Source organism: Ruegeria sp. AF3 (assembly GCF_056536285.1).
Genome location: NZ_JBQFJM010000004.1, coordinates 57,678 through 70,969, shown reverse-complemented (window position 1 = coordinate 70,969; position 13,292 = coordinate 57,678). Strand labels below are relative to the sequence as shown.

Below are 13,292 nucleotides of genomic sequence, written 5' to 3'. Positions count from 1 at the left end.
GACGATTAAATCAGTTTTTCTGACCTTGAGGCAATCTCTATGCTCCGGTCAGGACAGATTGGAGGCCGGTATGGAAATAATACCTCTGACGGGCGGATTGGGTGCGGAAATCCTTGGGGTGGATATCCGTCGCGGCGCAGATTTTGATGCGATCCAGCGCGCTTTTGCCAAATACTCGGTGATCGTGCTGCGGGGCCAGAACGTCGGTCCTGAGGATCACCTGGCATTCGCCCGCCGTTTTGGGCCGATAAACGTGAACCGGTTCTTCAAGCCGGTTGAGGGCCATCCGGAAATCGCCACGGTGCTGAAGGAGAGGGACCAGACCGAAGCGGTTGGTGAGGGATGGCATACAGACCATTCCTACGATCAGGAACCGGCGATGGGCTCCATTCTGCACGCAATCGAGGTGCCGCCCTATGGCGGCGACACGCTGTTTGTCTCCATGGGTGCCGCCTATGAGGCGCTCTCTGCGCCGATGCGACGCTTTCTCGACAGTCTGACGGCTGTGCACTCCTCGCGCCATGTGTTCGGCGCCTCCGCGATGGACAGCGAGGCGGTGAAATCGGGCCGCCTGGGCAACGCAGAGGCCGCCACGCAGGACGCGCGGCATCCGGTTGTCATCACCCATCCATTGAGCGGACGGCGCGGCCTTTTTGTGAACCCGGTTTTCACAACCTGTATAGAAGGGCTGACCCCAGACGAATCCGCGGCGCTTCTGGCCATGCTTTATGCCCATTGCCAGCAACCCGAGTTTCAATGCCGGGTGCGCTGGCAGGCCGGTGACATCACGATGTGGGACAACCGCGCCACCTGGCACAAGGCGATCAACGACTATCACGGCTACCGGCGCCTGATGCACCGTGTCACTGTCGAGGGCGTTCCGCTTGCGCCCGTCGTCGCAGCCTTAGCCTAATTGAAAGCACCGGTATGACCGACCGTAACCCGCAGTCCAACGCCAGCCGACCCAATGTCATTCTGATCCTCGCGGACGACATGGGGTTTGCCGATCTCGGCTGCACCGGGTCTGAAATCCAAACCCCCAACATCGATGCCCTCGCGCGGGGCGGCGTGATGCTGTCTGCGATGTACAACTGCGCCCGTTGTTGCCCCACTCGCGCCTCGCTCCTTACCGGGCTTTATCCGCACAATGCTGGCGTCGGCCATATGGGCGCCAATCTTGGCACGGCCGCCTATCAGGGCTTCCTGCGCAACGACAGCGCCACCATTGCCGAACACCTGCGCGCCAGCGGCTATGGCACGCTGATGTCCGGAAAGTGGCATGTGGCCGGTGATTTCGAAGCCCGCGAGGTGGACAGCTGGCGGGTCGGCGATGTCGAGCACCCGACCCCGCGACAGCGTGGCTTTGACCGCTTCTACGGGATCATGGACGGGGCCACGCATTTCTTTTCGCCGCACTACATGCTGGAGGATGATGCCCGTGTCGAAACCTTCCCGGACGATTTCTACTTCACCGAAGCCATCACCCATAAGGCCATTGGCATGATCGAAGGCGCGGTAGCGGAAGAGAAACCCTTCTTTCTCTACCTCGCCCATACCGCGCCGCACTGGCCGCTGCATGCACACCCCGAGGACATCGCGAAATATGACGGCGTCTATGCCAAGGGCTGGGACCAAATCCGCACCGCACGCCACGAAACCATGAACGGTCAAGGCGTGTTCCAGCGCGGCTGGGACATCTCCCCGCGTGACAGCACGGTGCATGGCTGGGAGCATGAGGCAAACAAGGATTGGGAGGTCAGCAAGATGGCCACATATGCGGCAATGGTGGACCGCATGGACCAGTCGATTGGCAAACTGATTTCGGCCCTGAAGCGGCTCAGGCAATTCGACAACACGCTGATCCTCTTCCTCTCCGACAACGGCGGCTGCGCCGAATTCATGGCCGAGGACGGCTGGGCGAAGTTCTACCCGGACAAAACGCATGATGGCAGGCAGATCACGATGGGCAATGTGACAGGTTTGCGCCCCGGCGATGCCCAGACCTTTCAAAGTTATGACAAGCCTTGGGCCAATGTCTCCAACGCACCGTTTCGGCTGTACAAACATTATGTGCATGAAGGCGGCATCTCGACCCCGCTGGTTGCCCATTGGCCAGATGGATTCAGGCCGCGTGGTGCCGCCCATGCGGCCTGCCATGTGGTTGATATCCTGCCAACCATCCTGGAGGCCACCGGTGCCGCCTATCAGAGCGAGTTGGGTGGCCATGAAATCCAACCGTTGCAGGGAGAGTCGCTGCTGAGCCTCTTTCAGGGCAAGGACTGGCAGCGCGAACAGCCGATCTTCTGGGAGCACGAAGGAAACGCGGCGATCCGCCTCGGTCAGTTCAAACTCGTGCGCCTGCATGATTACCATTGGGAGCTTTACGACATCGAGGCCGACCGCACCGAACTGACCAATCTTGCAGGCCGCAGCCCTGCGCTTGAGAAAGACCTTATCCGCCAGTACCAGGCCTGGGCTGACACCTCCGGAGTCCTGGACTGGAACGAAGCGCTGCCGAAACTTCTGGCCGCGTGGAAGATGGAAACTCCAAATGGCTGAAACTGATGGCTAAGCGTCCACTGAGGGTCCCCTGGTAAAGGACGGGTTTGTCCGGGATTGCCAACTTGCAGTCGCACCTGAGGCTGTTTAGCCGGTCTCCATGAATATACCAGCTGAGATGCCACGCCTGAAGGGCTACCGTTTTCCCCGTGAAGTCGTCGCCTACGCCGTTTGGGCATACCATCGGTTCGCACTCAGTGCCGCTGATGTTGAAGATCTGCTCGCCGAGCGGAATGTGATGGTCAGCCGTGAGACCATACGCAAATGGGTCAACCGGTTTGGTCGGCATTTCGCACATTGTATCAAGCGTGACCGGCCCGCAGCGGCAGACAAATGGCACCTCGATGAAGTCGTCGTCCCGATCAACGGCGTCAAGATGTGGTTATGGCGGGCCGTGGACGGGAACGGCGATGTGCTCGACATTCTGGTCCAACCAAGGCGAAACGCCAAGGCGGCCAAGCGGTTTCTGAAACAGTTGACCGCCCGGTTTGGCCAGCCCCGCGTTATCGTCACAGACAAATTACGCAGTTACATCAAGCCGATCCGTCAGCTGGCTCCTGACGCAGATCACCGGGCTCACAAGGGCCTGAATAATCGTATTGAGGGCTCGCACCGACCAACCCGGAAGCGAGAGAAGCTTATGGGCCGGTTCAAGTCGGGCAGGCAGGCGCAGCGCTTCCTCTCCGCCTATGACCAGATCAACACGATCTTCCGTCCCCGCCGCTACCGTCTTACCGCCATCTCTTACCGCCACGCCAGATCAGATGCCTTCGATCAGTGGCGGAGCTACGCACTTGACATGACCGCGTGATCGTACCCGCATCAGACTTTTGCAATCAGTGCAGAATAAGTTGGCAATCCCAAGCAGGGACGCTCGTTGTTGCGGGGGGCGGAGATACCCTGGCGCTGCTCGACCAATGCGGGATGGCCGACCAGTTCACCTTTTGCTCGACAGCGGGTGGCGCATTTCTGGAATGGCTGGAAGGGAAGGATCTTCCGGGACTCGCGGCGGTTCGCTGATCGAAACTGCTATACCGGAAATCCGGTCCCCGGACAGCGGTTTTCCTTGGAATACAAGCACTAGGGCTGCGTGGACCGACACGCGCGATTAAGCCTGAGGCCGAGGCATGCCGCCCGGATCCGCATCGCGCACAAATACAAAACGATAGCGATATTTTCGATATGGTGAGGCACCTGTCGCGGCCATATCATGTGGCTTTCGCCTGACGAAAAAGAGGTATGGCCGTGTGCTGTGCTCATGACGGCTCGCCGATGGTATCTAAAATTTTGGTGAGTCAGCGGGTTCTTTGCGTTTCCCACAGAATTTCCCATCAAGTATTATCTGTCGGAATGGGTGGAAATTTGGGTGGAGCACCTCATGACTACAGCAGTTTTACGTGTGGAAGGGCTTTGCAAGTCTTTTGGCGGTGTTCACGCCATAAAGGACCTTTCGTTCAAGGTGGAACCTGGCGAGGTGATGGGATTGATCGGCCCTAACGGTTCGGGCAAATCAACGACCGTTAACTCGCTGGCCGGGATCTTTCCGGTAACATCCGGAGAGATTTTTCTTGCCGGAGCGCATATTCAGCATCTTCCGGAATATGAGCGTGTTGAGCTTGGGTTGGCGCGGACCTTTCAGACGGCGAGCATCTTTCCCGAGTTCACGGTTCGTCAGCAGATCACGCTGGGATGCGAATCGACGCTGAAGTCGTCGCCATTGTCGTCGGTCTTCGGTGTTGGCGGCCATGAGGGCGAACGCGAAACGGTCGAAATGCGGGTGCAGGATATTCTTGAGATCACCGGCCTGCTTGAGGTTGCGGATGAACCCATCGGAACCATTTCGTCCGGCCAGCAACGGTTTCTGATGGTCGCCACGGCGCTGGCCTCTGAGCCAAAGATCATCCTGCTTGACGAACCTGCGGCAGGGCTTGTGTCGCATGAGCGCAAGACCTTGAGCGAGCTGATCAAATCGATCCGCGCGCGCGGTGTTGCCGTGCTGGTGATCGAGCATCACATGGCGCTCATCATGGAGGTTTGCGACCGGATTGTGGTTCTCAATTTCGGTTCCAAGATCGCTGATGGCACACCGGCGGAGATCCGCAGCAACCAGGCGGTTATCGACGCTTATTTGGGGGAATCAGTTTAATGCTCGAAGTACGGGATTTACGGGTAAGCTACGGGCCGATTGAAGTGGTCCACGGCATCAACCTTGACGTCAAGGAGGGCGAGTGCGTCGCGCTGATCGGTGCGAATGGCGCGGGCAAGTCCTCGACCTTGAAGGCGATCTGCGGCCTAGTACAGGCCCGGAGCGGCAAGATCAGCTTTGACGGCAAGGACATCACCAATCAGAGCGGACATTCGATCGTCCGCGCCGGAATAACCATGTGCCCCGAAGGGCGGCAGGTTTTCCCGCAGATGAACGTCCTGAAGAATCTGCGCATGGGTGCCTATGCGCGCAGCGATTCCGAGCAGGCCAGCGATGTTGAAGAGATGATGGACATGTTTCCGATCCTTCGTCAGCGCGCGACGCAGGCGGCGGGAACCTTGTCCGGTGGCGAACAGGAGATGCTTGCGATCGGCCGGGCTCTGATGGCGCGTCCCAGGCTGTGCATTTTTGATGAGCCGTCTCTGGGTCTTGCGCCAAAGATCGTGGCCGAGGTCGGCGAGACCATCGACCGCATCAAGAAGACAGGGATGACAATTCTTCTGGTTGAGCAAAACTCGCTGATGGCGCTCAGGCTGGCTGACCGGGCCTATCTGTTCGAAGCAGGAGAAATTGTCTTGGAGGGAACGGGAGAGGAACTGCAATCCCATCCCGAAGTCGCAAAGGCCTATCTGGGCCATTAAAGCCGGGAGTTTTCCGGGGGAGACCCCCGGCACCAAGATCTACGCAGGAGGAAATGTAGATGACTATTGGAAATTTCAGAACAGCCACGGTCTTTACCGCGTTGGGCCTTGCGCTGTCGAGTGCGGCCGTTCAGGCGGGTGAGAAAACCTTGGACATCGGTGTCAGCGACGCCTTGACCGGTGGCGCGGCCGTCTATGGCCTGCCGCAGGCGCAGGCCGTTGAACTGGCCGCAGAAGAGATCAATGCCAGCGGTGGCGTCAAGGTGGGTGACGACACATACATGCTGAACGTGATCGCCTATGATGACAAGGCCAACCCGACCGAAGCGTCGAACTCGGTTCGCAAACTTCTGGACCGGGATGGTGTAAAATACATACTGGGCTTCTGCTGCTCTGGCGCGACTGGTGCGGTTGCATCCTTCATCCAGAATGAGGATGCTGTGATGCTGGTTGGCAATGCGGCCGAGCGTTCCATCACAACCCGCGAAATTCCGAACTTGGTGCGCACACGCCCGCCGGCGGATTATACCGGTGCAGCCGCAGGACGTTTTGTTGCGGCCAAGGGTCACAAGCGCGTTGCCGTTCTGGGCGCTTTGGAAGTCGGTTTCTACGCAAGCTACGTCGAGGCATTTGAGCATGAGCTGACCGCTGCTGGGGGCGAGGTCATCACCCATGAACTCTTTGCGCTCAAAGATCGGGACATGACCCCTCAGTTGACCAAAATCCGCGGCCTGGAACCGGATGCGATCTTGGTTGTCGGTTATGTAGAACCGGCTGCCTTCGTCTATCGTCAGGCTGTCGAACTAGGTATTGACGTTCCACGTTACGGCTTCACGAGCGGTAGCGAAGAGCAGTTCCTGCGCGTCGCCACATCCGAACAGATGGAAGGGGTCTGGGACCTACGCCCGACCGAACTGACATTGCTGTCGGCAACCGAAAACGGTATTGCCTACCACGAAAACTTCAGCGCCAAGTTCGGCATTTCTCCGTCGCCCAGCTCGCCATATGCGTATGACCAAACCTATGCATTGAAAGACGCGCTGGAAGCGGCCGGAACCGTTGAGGACACCGCAGCTGTGGCCGCCGCCCTGCGCGAACTGGCCGTGCCCGACGAGGTTGTCATGCAGTATCTGCCCGTCGACGGTAAGATGTTTGACCCGAATGGCCAGGCCTATACGTCCAATGGTGCGTTCCAGTGGCAGGGCGGAAACTGGATTTTCGTTGAAGACCTTCCGTCCGACGCAGCGGCCTATTCGGCTTACCTAAGCACAATCGACTAAAGACGGGGGTTGGGCTGGCGGGCTAGCCTGCCAGCCCTCCCACCCATCTTCGTAAACTGACCAGCATCGCAACGGTCTTCTCCGCGGGGCATCGGATCCTCGCACAACGAGAGCATGTGACATGATCGAAATACTGCAGCAAGTCTTAAACGGCATAGCCATAGGTGGGGTCTACGTTCTGATCGCTCTTGGCCTGACCACCGTGTTCGGAATTCTTGGTATCGCCCATTTTGCGCATGGATCGGTATCCATGTTTGGCGGATACCTGACCTTCTTCCTGGTCACATCGCAGGGCGTTCCGCTGTTTGGCGCAATACTGATCGCCGTCGCCGTGGGTCTTGCCCTGGGTGTGGTGATCGAATTCCTGGCCTATAGACCGGTGCGAAATGCGAACCATATAAACGCTTTCATTGTCGCCCTTGGCCTGACCATGATGGTCGAGGGAATCAATCTGCAGCTTTTCGGGGCCGAGCAGATCGTCATTCCGACCGCCGCCAGCAGGGTCTTCAACATCGGGGGTGTGACGGTCCCGGAACTGCGGCTTTACGTCATTCTGTCGGCGGCTGTTCTGGTTGGCGCCATGGCGGTTTTTGTTGAACGCACGAAAACCGGTCAAGCGATCAGGGCGGTAGCGGAAAATCGAGACGCCGCGATCCTGATGGGCGTCAATGTCAACACCATTCCCCTGGTCGTCTTCGCGATCTCCACCGCGCTTGGTGTCGCCGCCGGGGTCATGGTCGGATCGCTTTTCGCCATCGCGCCGGGCATTGGCGAAGGGCTGGTGGTGAAAGGCTTCGCGGTGCTGATCCTCGGCGGTCTGGGGTCCTTTCCCGGTGCGGTTATCGGCGGGATCGTCCTCGGCATCACCGAGTCACTCGCCGCTGGCTTCATCTCGTCCGCCTATAAGGATGTCATCGCCTTCGTCGTGATGATCGTCGTTCTTCTGGTGCGCCCGCAAGGCCTAATGGGAAAACCGTCATGAACATCTCACCAAAGCACATTGGCTATGCCGCAGCCCTGGTTTTCTTCATCGCGCTGCCGCAGCTTATCACCGTCAAATACTACCTGCATCTCAGCATTTTGGCGCTGGTCTGGGTCATCATGGCGCAGGGTCAAAACCTGATCCAGGGCTATACCGGATATGTTTCGATCGTTCAGGCCGGGTTCATGGGCATCGGTGCCTATAGCACGGCGCTGATGGGCACAAATTTCAACATGCCTGTCTGGCTAACCATCCTGCTTGCGCCATTTGTGACAGCGGTCTTCGCGCTGGCAACCGGATACCCGAGCCTGCGGGTCAAGGGGCACTATTTCGCGATCGTGACGCTTGCCTTCAATATGGTGATCTTCATCGTTCTGATGAACTTCACCCACCTGACCAACGGTGAAGCGGGCCTGACCGGCATACCCAAACCAGGCGGCGAGAATTCGCTGCTCGATTTCGAAGATCGGCTGGTTTACTACTACTTCGTTCTCGCGGTCGCGGTTCTGATGATAATCATCGCCGCCCGTATCGTGCACTCGCGCATCGGGCAGGTTCTGGTCGCTGTCCGGCAAAACGAGAATCTGGTCGGTGCGATCGGCATTCCGACGTGGAAATACAAACTCTTCGCCTTTGTCGCGAGCGCCATGTTCGCGGGGCTCGCAGGGGCGCTCTATGCGCATTATCAGAGCTTTATCAACCCCGAGATTTTCGGCGTGGCGCAATCCCTAGATGCCATCCTGGCCGTCATCATGGGGGGATCTGGGACAATCGCAGGGCCTGTTATCGGCGCCTTCATCGTGGTCTTCCTGCCGGAATACCTCCGGTTTGCAGACAGCTTCCGACTGATCATCTACGGTCTGATCCTAGTTCTGGCGACGATCTTCATGCCACGAGGCATTGTTGGGGTAAGCTCCGATCTGTGGGCACGGTTGTCGAAGCGGAGCAAGTTATAATGCCCTGCCAGGCCGAACATGACTGGCTGGCGCGTATTCAAGAGTTTGCCGACTCTCAGATCGCGCCGGCTGCGGGCAGATGGACGCAGAGTGACCATCCTGGAAAATCTCTGCTCCGCCAAGCGGCCAAATTGGGTCTGACCCGCATAGAACTGTCCGTCAAGGATGGCGGCATGGCATATTCTTTCAATCAAAAGGCAAAGGCTTGTGAAATTCTCGCCGCTGCGGATTTCGGCTTTGCCATGTCGGTCATCAATACCCATAATGTGGCCGCCAAACTGGCGCAATGTGCGCATGGCGCCGTCAAGGACCGCTGGCTGCTGCTATTGCTTTCCGGCAAGGCCAGCGCCTGTACGGCGCTTACGGAACCCGGCGCCGGTTCGGATTTCGCCGCGATCCGGATGACCGCAGCACGCGGGACCGGAGGCTGGGTGCTGAACGGCGAAAAGGTCTGGATCACCAATGCGCGGCATGCCTCGCTGGCGATCGTCTACGCGCAATGCGGTGAGCACGGCGACCGCAACGGGATCGCGGCTTTTGTCGTGGACCTTGATGGTGACGGGGCCGAGCGTTTCCCGCTGGATTCGTCGTTTTCGCAGGCCAGTACGGGCACGGGCGGTTTTCGACTGAAAGACTACAGGCTGGGCGACGAAAACCTGTTGCTGGAGGCCGGCACCGCGTTCAAGTCGATCCTGTCCGAGATCAATGGCGCCCGGACATATGTTGCGGCAATGTGTTGCGGGATGATGCAGGCGGCTCTCGATGCGGTACGAGCCTATGGGGAAGAGCGGCATTGTTTCGGCACACCGCTTTCAGGGCATCAGGCCTGGCGGCTGAATCTTGCGCGTTGCGTCACGGATCTTGCGGCCTCCAGATCGCTGGTTGCCCTGGCGGTACGGGCGATCGTCGAAGATCGCGACGCACAGCTCCTGGCGGCGCAGGCGAAAATACATGCGGTAGTCAACGCTCAGGACCATCTGCCCAAACTGCTCCACGCCATGGGAGCAGAGGGGCTTAATCCCGCGCGGGTTTTCGCCCGACATCTGGCTGCTGTGCAAATCGCAGCATTGGTCGACGGATCGACCGAAATGCTTCTCGAACGTGTCGCACATTTGACTCGCGCCCGCGCCGGGCACGAGCCCAATACAAAATAGGTGATGAAACATGCGTGTATTCCAGATTCAGGGCGAATGGGGCTTTGATAATCTTCAGCTAGCGGAACGGCCGCAGCCCAAGCCGGGCCCGGGCGAAGTACTGATCTCGATGAAAATGGCGTCACTGAATGCGCGTGATCTGATCGTGCCGGTCAGGGGCTATGGCCGCGCCACCGGCGAGCTGCCCCTGATCCCGATATCCGATGGTGTTGGAGAGGTTGTGGAAACCGGCGAGGGTGTCACCCGGGTCAAGACCGGGGATCGGGTCTGCCCGACCTATTTCCAGAACTGGACCGCCGGCGAGCCCAGCTCCGAGCGTTTCTCGTCGGCTCTTGGCGGGCCGCTTGACGGAGTGATGGCGGATTTCGTTTGCCTGTCGGAACAGGGCGTGGTCCGGGTGCCGGATTACTTGAGCGATGCAGAGGCCGCGACCCTGCCTTGCGCGGCGCTGACCGCATGGAGCGCGATCTCGACCCATAACCGCACCCGCGCCGGCGACAAGATCCTGATCCAGGGAACGGGTGGGGTCGCGCTGTTCGCCCTAGCATTCGCCAAGATCCACGGTGCGCATGTCACCGTCATTTCGTCGAGCGAAGACAAGCTGGATTTGGTTCGGAAGATGGGCGCGGATGCAACCATCAACTATCGCGAGACCGAAGATTGGGCCCGCGCCAGCCGGGGAATCACGGCTGATCGCAGTGGCTATGACAACATTATTGAACTCGGTGGCGAAACTACTCTTCCGCTTTCGCTTCGAGCGGTTCGACCGGGGGGCACGATTTCGATGATCGGCGTGCTCTCCGGTCTGAACCTGAACGCTTCGCTGGGGCCGATCGTGGCCCGGCAGGTCCGGCTGCAAGGCGTTACCGTCGGGCACCGGGATGGGTTTGAGGCGATGTTGTCAGCGATGGAGCAACACGAAGTCCACCCGGTTCTGGGTGAGACCTTTGGCTTTGAAGAACTGAAGCCCGCGCTGGAGCACCTGCGTTCGGGCGGCCACGTCGGCAAAACACTCATAGGGTTTTGAATTATGGCTATGGAAGTAGAACCGTATCACACAAGATGTCATGCCAGCACCGCGCCGGACCGTTTGGCCTATCGGATGTGCGACACCGGCGAGACGGTGACTTTTGGCGAGTTGGAGGCACGCGCCAACCAGGGCGCACACCTGCTGCGTAAGACTGGGTTGAAAACGGGCGATCATATCGTGATCGTGATGGATAACCGGCGGGAATTTCTGGAGATCTGTTTCGCGGCTGAAAGAGTGGGCCTCTATTACACCACCGTTAGCACGCATCTCACCTTCGAAGAGATCAGCTATATCGTCGGCGATTGCAGCGCCCGGGTCGTGATCGGGTCGGACAGGTTTGCCGACTCGCTGTCCCGGCTGCGTGCGGCGCTTCCGGCAGATCGCCAGATATTCGCGGTCGGAGTGCCGGTTGCGGACTGTCTCGACTGGCTCGCCTCGCTGGCCGAGCAGCCGATCACGCCGGTCGAGAACGAGGTGCAGGGGCAGGACATGCTCTATTCCTCGGGCACGACCGGGCGGCCAAAGGGGATCAAATGGCCGCTGACCGGCACCCCCGTCGGCAGCCGGTCAATGCTGATCGACCTGTTGAGCGGCCTTTTCGGCTACGATGCCGAGACGCGCTATCTCTGTCCCGCGCCACTTTATCACGCAGCGCCCCTTCGGCACACGATGGTGACGATCAAGATGGGCGGCAGCGCCTTCATCATGGGCAAATTCGATGCGCTGCGTTCCCTGCAGATCATCGAACGGGAAAAGATCACGCATAGCCAGTGGGTTCCGACCATGTTCGTGCGAATTCTGAAATTGCCGCAGGCCGAGCGCGAGGCATTCAACCTTTCCTCGATGAAGTTGGCTCTGCATGCCGCCGCGCCCTGTCCGGTGGATGTCAAGCATCGGATGATCGACTGGTGGGGGCCGATCATCCATGAATATTATGCGGGTACCGAAAACAACGGCTTTGCCGCGCTGAACACCCATGAATGGCTTGGCCATGAAGGGTCCGTCGGGCGCGCCAAACTCGGCGTTCTGCATATCTGCGATGAGAATGGCGACGAGCTACCGGTCGGTTCCGAAGGCGAGATTTATTTCGAGAACGGCCATCAGTTCGAGTATCACAACGACCCGGAGAAGACCGCCAAATGCAGCAATGCGCTGGGGTGGACGACCCTGGGCGACATTGGCCGGCTCGACGAGGACGGATACCTTTATCTCACCGACCGGAAATCCTTTGTGATCATTTCGGGTGGCGTGAACATCTACCCGCAGGAAACCGAGGACGTTCTGCTGTCGCATGGCTCTGTCGAAGACGCGGCCGTGATCGGCGTGCCGAACGAGGATTTCGGCGAAGAGGTCAAAGCCGTGGTTCAGCTGATCGCCGGGACCAAGCCATCGCCGGAGCTGGCCGAGGAACTGATGGCCTATTGCCGTTCCAGGCTTTCGGCCATCAAATGCCCCCGAAGCGTGGATTTCCGCGAAAAACTGCCGCGCGAGGCGACGGGAAAACTCTATAAGCGCCGGTTGCGGGATGAATACTGGAACAAAACCCCGGAAAAGGCGACGCCATGATGAAGATCGGATTTATCGGTCTTGGCAATATGGGTGGGCCGATGGCGGCCAATCTTGCTGCCGCGGGTTATGACCTCACCGGATTCGACCCGGCTGTAGGCCGGGCGGAAAACCTGCCGCTGGCAAGCGACGCGCGTCAGGCTGCCGACGGGGCAGACGTGGTCATCCTGATGCTGCCGAGCGGGCCGGTCGTTTCCGATGTGGTCGGGCGCATCCTGCCGCTGATCAAACCCGGGGCCGTCCTGATGGATTGCTCGACCATCGACGTGAAGACCTCCAAATCGGTGGCCGCGCTTGGGGCACCGGTGGGCGTGGATGTGCTCGATGCACCTGTCTCGGGCGGAACGAAGGCCGCCACCGAAGGAACCCTCACCTTCATGGTGGGCGGCTCCGAGGCCGCCTATGCAAAAGTGCGCGATCTGCTGGATGTCATGGGGCAGAAATCGGTCCATTGCGGAGAGGCCGGTGCCGGTCAGGCCGCCAAGCTGTGCAACAACATGATCCTAGGTGCGACGATGGCTGCGACCTGCGAGGCAATTGTGCTGGCGGACAGGCTGGGCCTGGACCGGCAGAGCCTCTTTGACGTGGTGAGCACCTCGTCCGGTTACAGCTGGTCCATGAACGTCTATTGCCCGGCGCCGGGGGTGGGACCGAAATCGCCGGCCGACAACGGCTATAAGCCGGGATTCGCCGCGGAACTGATGCTGAAGGACCTGCGCCTCAGCCAGGACGCGGCAGAGAGTGCCGGGGCCGAAACGCCGATGGGCCGCAAAGCCCTGCAACTTTACGAGGACTTTGTTGAAAACGCGGACGGGCGCAGCATGGATTTCAGCGCGATCGTTCGCAAGTTCGAGGCCTACGGGCAATAAAGCGCGGCGCGGGTCTGTGCCGGGCCGATGCAGCATCCGCTTGAAACAT

At 59.4% G+C, this 13,292-nt stretch carries 12 protein-coding genes and 1 pseudogene; all 13 read left to right on the top strand.

The annotated features are described in order from the left end of the window. Nucleotides 1–70: 70 nt before the first annotated feature. Nucleotides 71–913 (top strand): TauD/TfdA dioxygenase family protein, encoded by an 843-nt coding sequence (locus ACR3FC_RS21305; RefSeq protein WP_480478494.1) that lies wholly within the window; start codon nucleotides 71–73, stop codon nucleotides 911–913. Between the two features lie 14 nt (nucleotides 914–927). Beyond that, the gene (locus ACR3FC_RS21300; RefSeq protein WP_480478492.1) at nucleotides 928–2,559 is read left to right on the top strand and encodes an arylsulfatase; all 1,632 of its coding nucleotides are present in this window, start codon (nucleotides 928–930) and stop codon (nucleotides 2,557–2,559) included. 100 nt (nucleotides 2,560–2,659) lie between these two features. Beyond that, on the top strand, nucleotides 2,660–3,370 hold the full coding sequence (locus ACR3FC_RS21295; RefSeq protein WP_480478442.1) for an IS6 family transposase: 711 nt from the start codon (nucleotides 2,660–2,662) through the stop codon (nucleotides 3,368–3,370). Between the two features lie 47 nt (nucleotides 3,371–3,417). Further along, a pseudogene (pgk, locus tag ACR3FC_RS21290) lies at nucleotides 3,418–3,579 on the top strand (phosphoglycerate kinase); the annotation flags it as partial. A gap of 358 nt (nucleotides 3,580–3,937) precedes the next feature. Further along, nucleotides 3,938–4,705, top strand: a complete 768-nt coding sequence (locus ACR3FC_RS21285; RefSeq protein ID WP_480478490.1) for an ABC transporter ATP-binding protein — start codon at nucleotides 3,938–3,940, stop codon at nucleotides 4,703–4,705. After that, nucleotides 4,705–5,406, top strand: coding sequence for an ABC transporter ATP-binding protein (locus ACR3FC_RS21280; protein ID WP_480478488.1), 702 nt, complete (start codon nucleotides 4,705–4,707; stop codon nucleotides 5,404–5,406). The genes ACR3FC_RS21285 and ACR3FC_RS21280 overlap by 1 nt, the downstream gene beginning before the upstream one ends. 59 nt (nucleotides 5,407–5,465) lie before the next feature. Then, the gene (locus ACR3FC_RS21275; protein WP_480478486.1) at nucleotides 5,466–6,686 is read left to right on the top strand and encodes an ABC transporter substrate-binding protein; all 1,221 of its coding nucleotides are present in this window, start codon (nucleotides 5,466–5,468) and stop codon (nucleotides 6,684–6,686) included. A gap of 121 nt (nucleotides 6,687–6,807) precedes the next feature. After that, nucleotides 6,808–7,668, top strand: coding sequence for a branched-chain amino acid ABC transporter permease (locus tag ACR3FC_RS21270; protein ID WP_480478484.1), 861 nt, complete (start codon nucleotides 6,808–6,810; stop codon nucleotides 7,666–7,668). After that, nucleotides 7,665–8,624: a branched-chain amino acid ABC transporter permease gene (locus tag ACR3FC_RS21265; RefSeq protein WP_480478482.1), complete on the top strand. Its 960-nt coding sequence runs from the start codon at nucleotides 7,665–7,667 to the stop codon at nucleotides 8,622–8,624. The genes ACR3FC_RS21270 and ACR3FC_RS21265 overlap by 4 nt, the downstream gene beginning before the upstream one ends. Further along, nucleotides 8,624–9,778 carry an acyl-CoA dehydrogenase family protein gene (locus ACR3FC_RS21260; RefSeq protein WP_480478480.1) on the top strand — a complete coding sequence of 385 codons (1,155 nt, stop codon included), beginning with the start codon at nucleotides 8,624–8,626 and terminating at the stop codon, nucleotides 9,776–9,778. Before ACR3FC_RS21265 ends, ACR3FC_RS21260 begins: the two co-directional genes overlap by 1 nt. Before the next feature lie 10 nt (nucleotides 9,779–9,788). Next, nucleotides 9,789–10,805, top strand: coding sequence for a zinc-dependent alcohol dehydrogenase family protein (locus ACR3FC_RS21255; RefSeq protein WP_480478478.1), 1,017 nt, complete (start codon nucleotides 9,789–9,791; stop codon nucleotides 10,803–10,805). A gap of 9 nt (nucleotides 10,806–10,814) precedes the next feature. Further along, nucleotides 10,815–12,374 carry an acyl-CoA synthetase gene (locus tag ACR3FC_RS21250; RefSeq protein WP_480478476.1) on the top strand — a complete coding sequence of 520 codons (1,560 nt, stop codon included), beginning with the start codon at nucleotides 10,815–10,817 and terminating at the stop codon, nucleotides 12,372–12,374. After that, on the top strand, nucleotides 12,374–13,243 hold the full coding sequence (gene mmsB, locus ACR3FC_RS21245) for a 3-hydroxyisobutyrate dehydrogenase (protein WP_480478655.1): 870 nt from the start codon (nucleotides 12,374–12,376) through the stop codon (nucleotides 13,241–13,243). Before ACR3FC_RS21250 ends, mmsB begins: the two co-directional genes overlap by 1 nt. Nucleotides 13,244–13,292 lie beyond the last annotated feature (49 nt).

Coding starts and splice junctions, on each gene's coding strand:
- mmsB (WP_480478655.1), top strand. CDS start 12,374: ATGAAGATCGGATTTATCGGTCTTGGCAATATGGGTGGGCCGATGGCG.
- ACR3FC_RS21300 (WP_480478492.1), top strand. CDS start 928: ATGACCGACCGTAACCCGCAGTCCAACGCCAGCCGACCCAATGTCATT.
- ACR3FC_RS21260 (WP_480478480.1), top strand. CDS start 8,624: ATGCCCTGCCAGGCCGAACATGACTGGCTGGCGCGTATTCAAGAGTTT.
- ACR3FC_RS21265 (WP_480478482.1), top strand. CDS start 7,665: ATGAACATCTCACCAAAGCACATTGGCTATGCCGCAGCCCTGGTTTTC.
- ACR3FC_RS21305 (WP_480478494.1), top strand. CDS start 71: ATGGAAATAATACCTCTGACGGGCGGATTGGGTGCGGAAATCCTTGGG.
- ACR3FC_RS21255 (WP_480478478.1), top strand. CDS start 9,789: ATGCGTGTATTCCAGATTCAGGGCGAATGGGGCTTTGATAATCTTCAG.
- ACR3FC_RS21250 (WP_480478476.1), top strand. CDS start 10,815: ATGGAAGTAGAACCGTATCACACAAGATGTCATGCCAGCACCGCGCCG.
- ACR3FC_RS21275 (WP_480478486.1), top strand. CDS start 5,466: ATGACTATTGGAAATTTCAGAACAGCCACGGTCTTTACCGCGTTGGGC.
- ACR3FC_RS21280 (WP_480478488.1), top strand. CDS start 4,705: ATGCTCGAAGTACGGGATTTACGGGTAAGCTACGGGCCGATTGAAGTG.
- ACR3FC_RS21270 (WP_480478484.1), top strand. CDS start 6,808: ATGATCGAAATACTGCAGCAAGTCTTAAACGGCATAGCCATAGGTGGG.
- ACR3FC_RS21285 (WP_480478490.1), top strand. CDS start 3,938: ATGACTACAGCAGTTTTACGTGTGGAAGGGCTTTGCAAGTCTTTTGGC.
- ACR3FC_RS21295 (WP_480478442.1), top strand. CDS start 2,660: ATGAATATACCAGCTGAGATGCCACGCCTGAAGGGCTACCGTTTTCCC.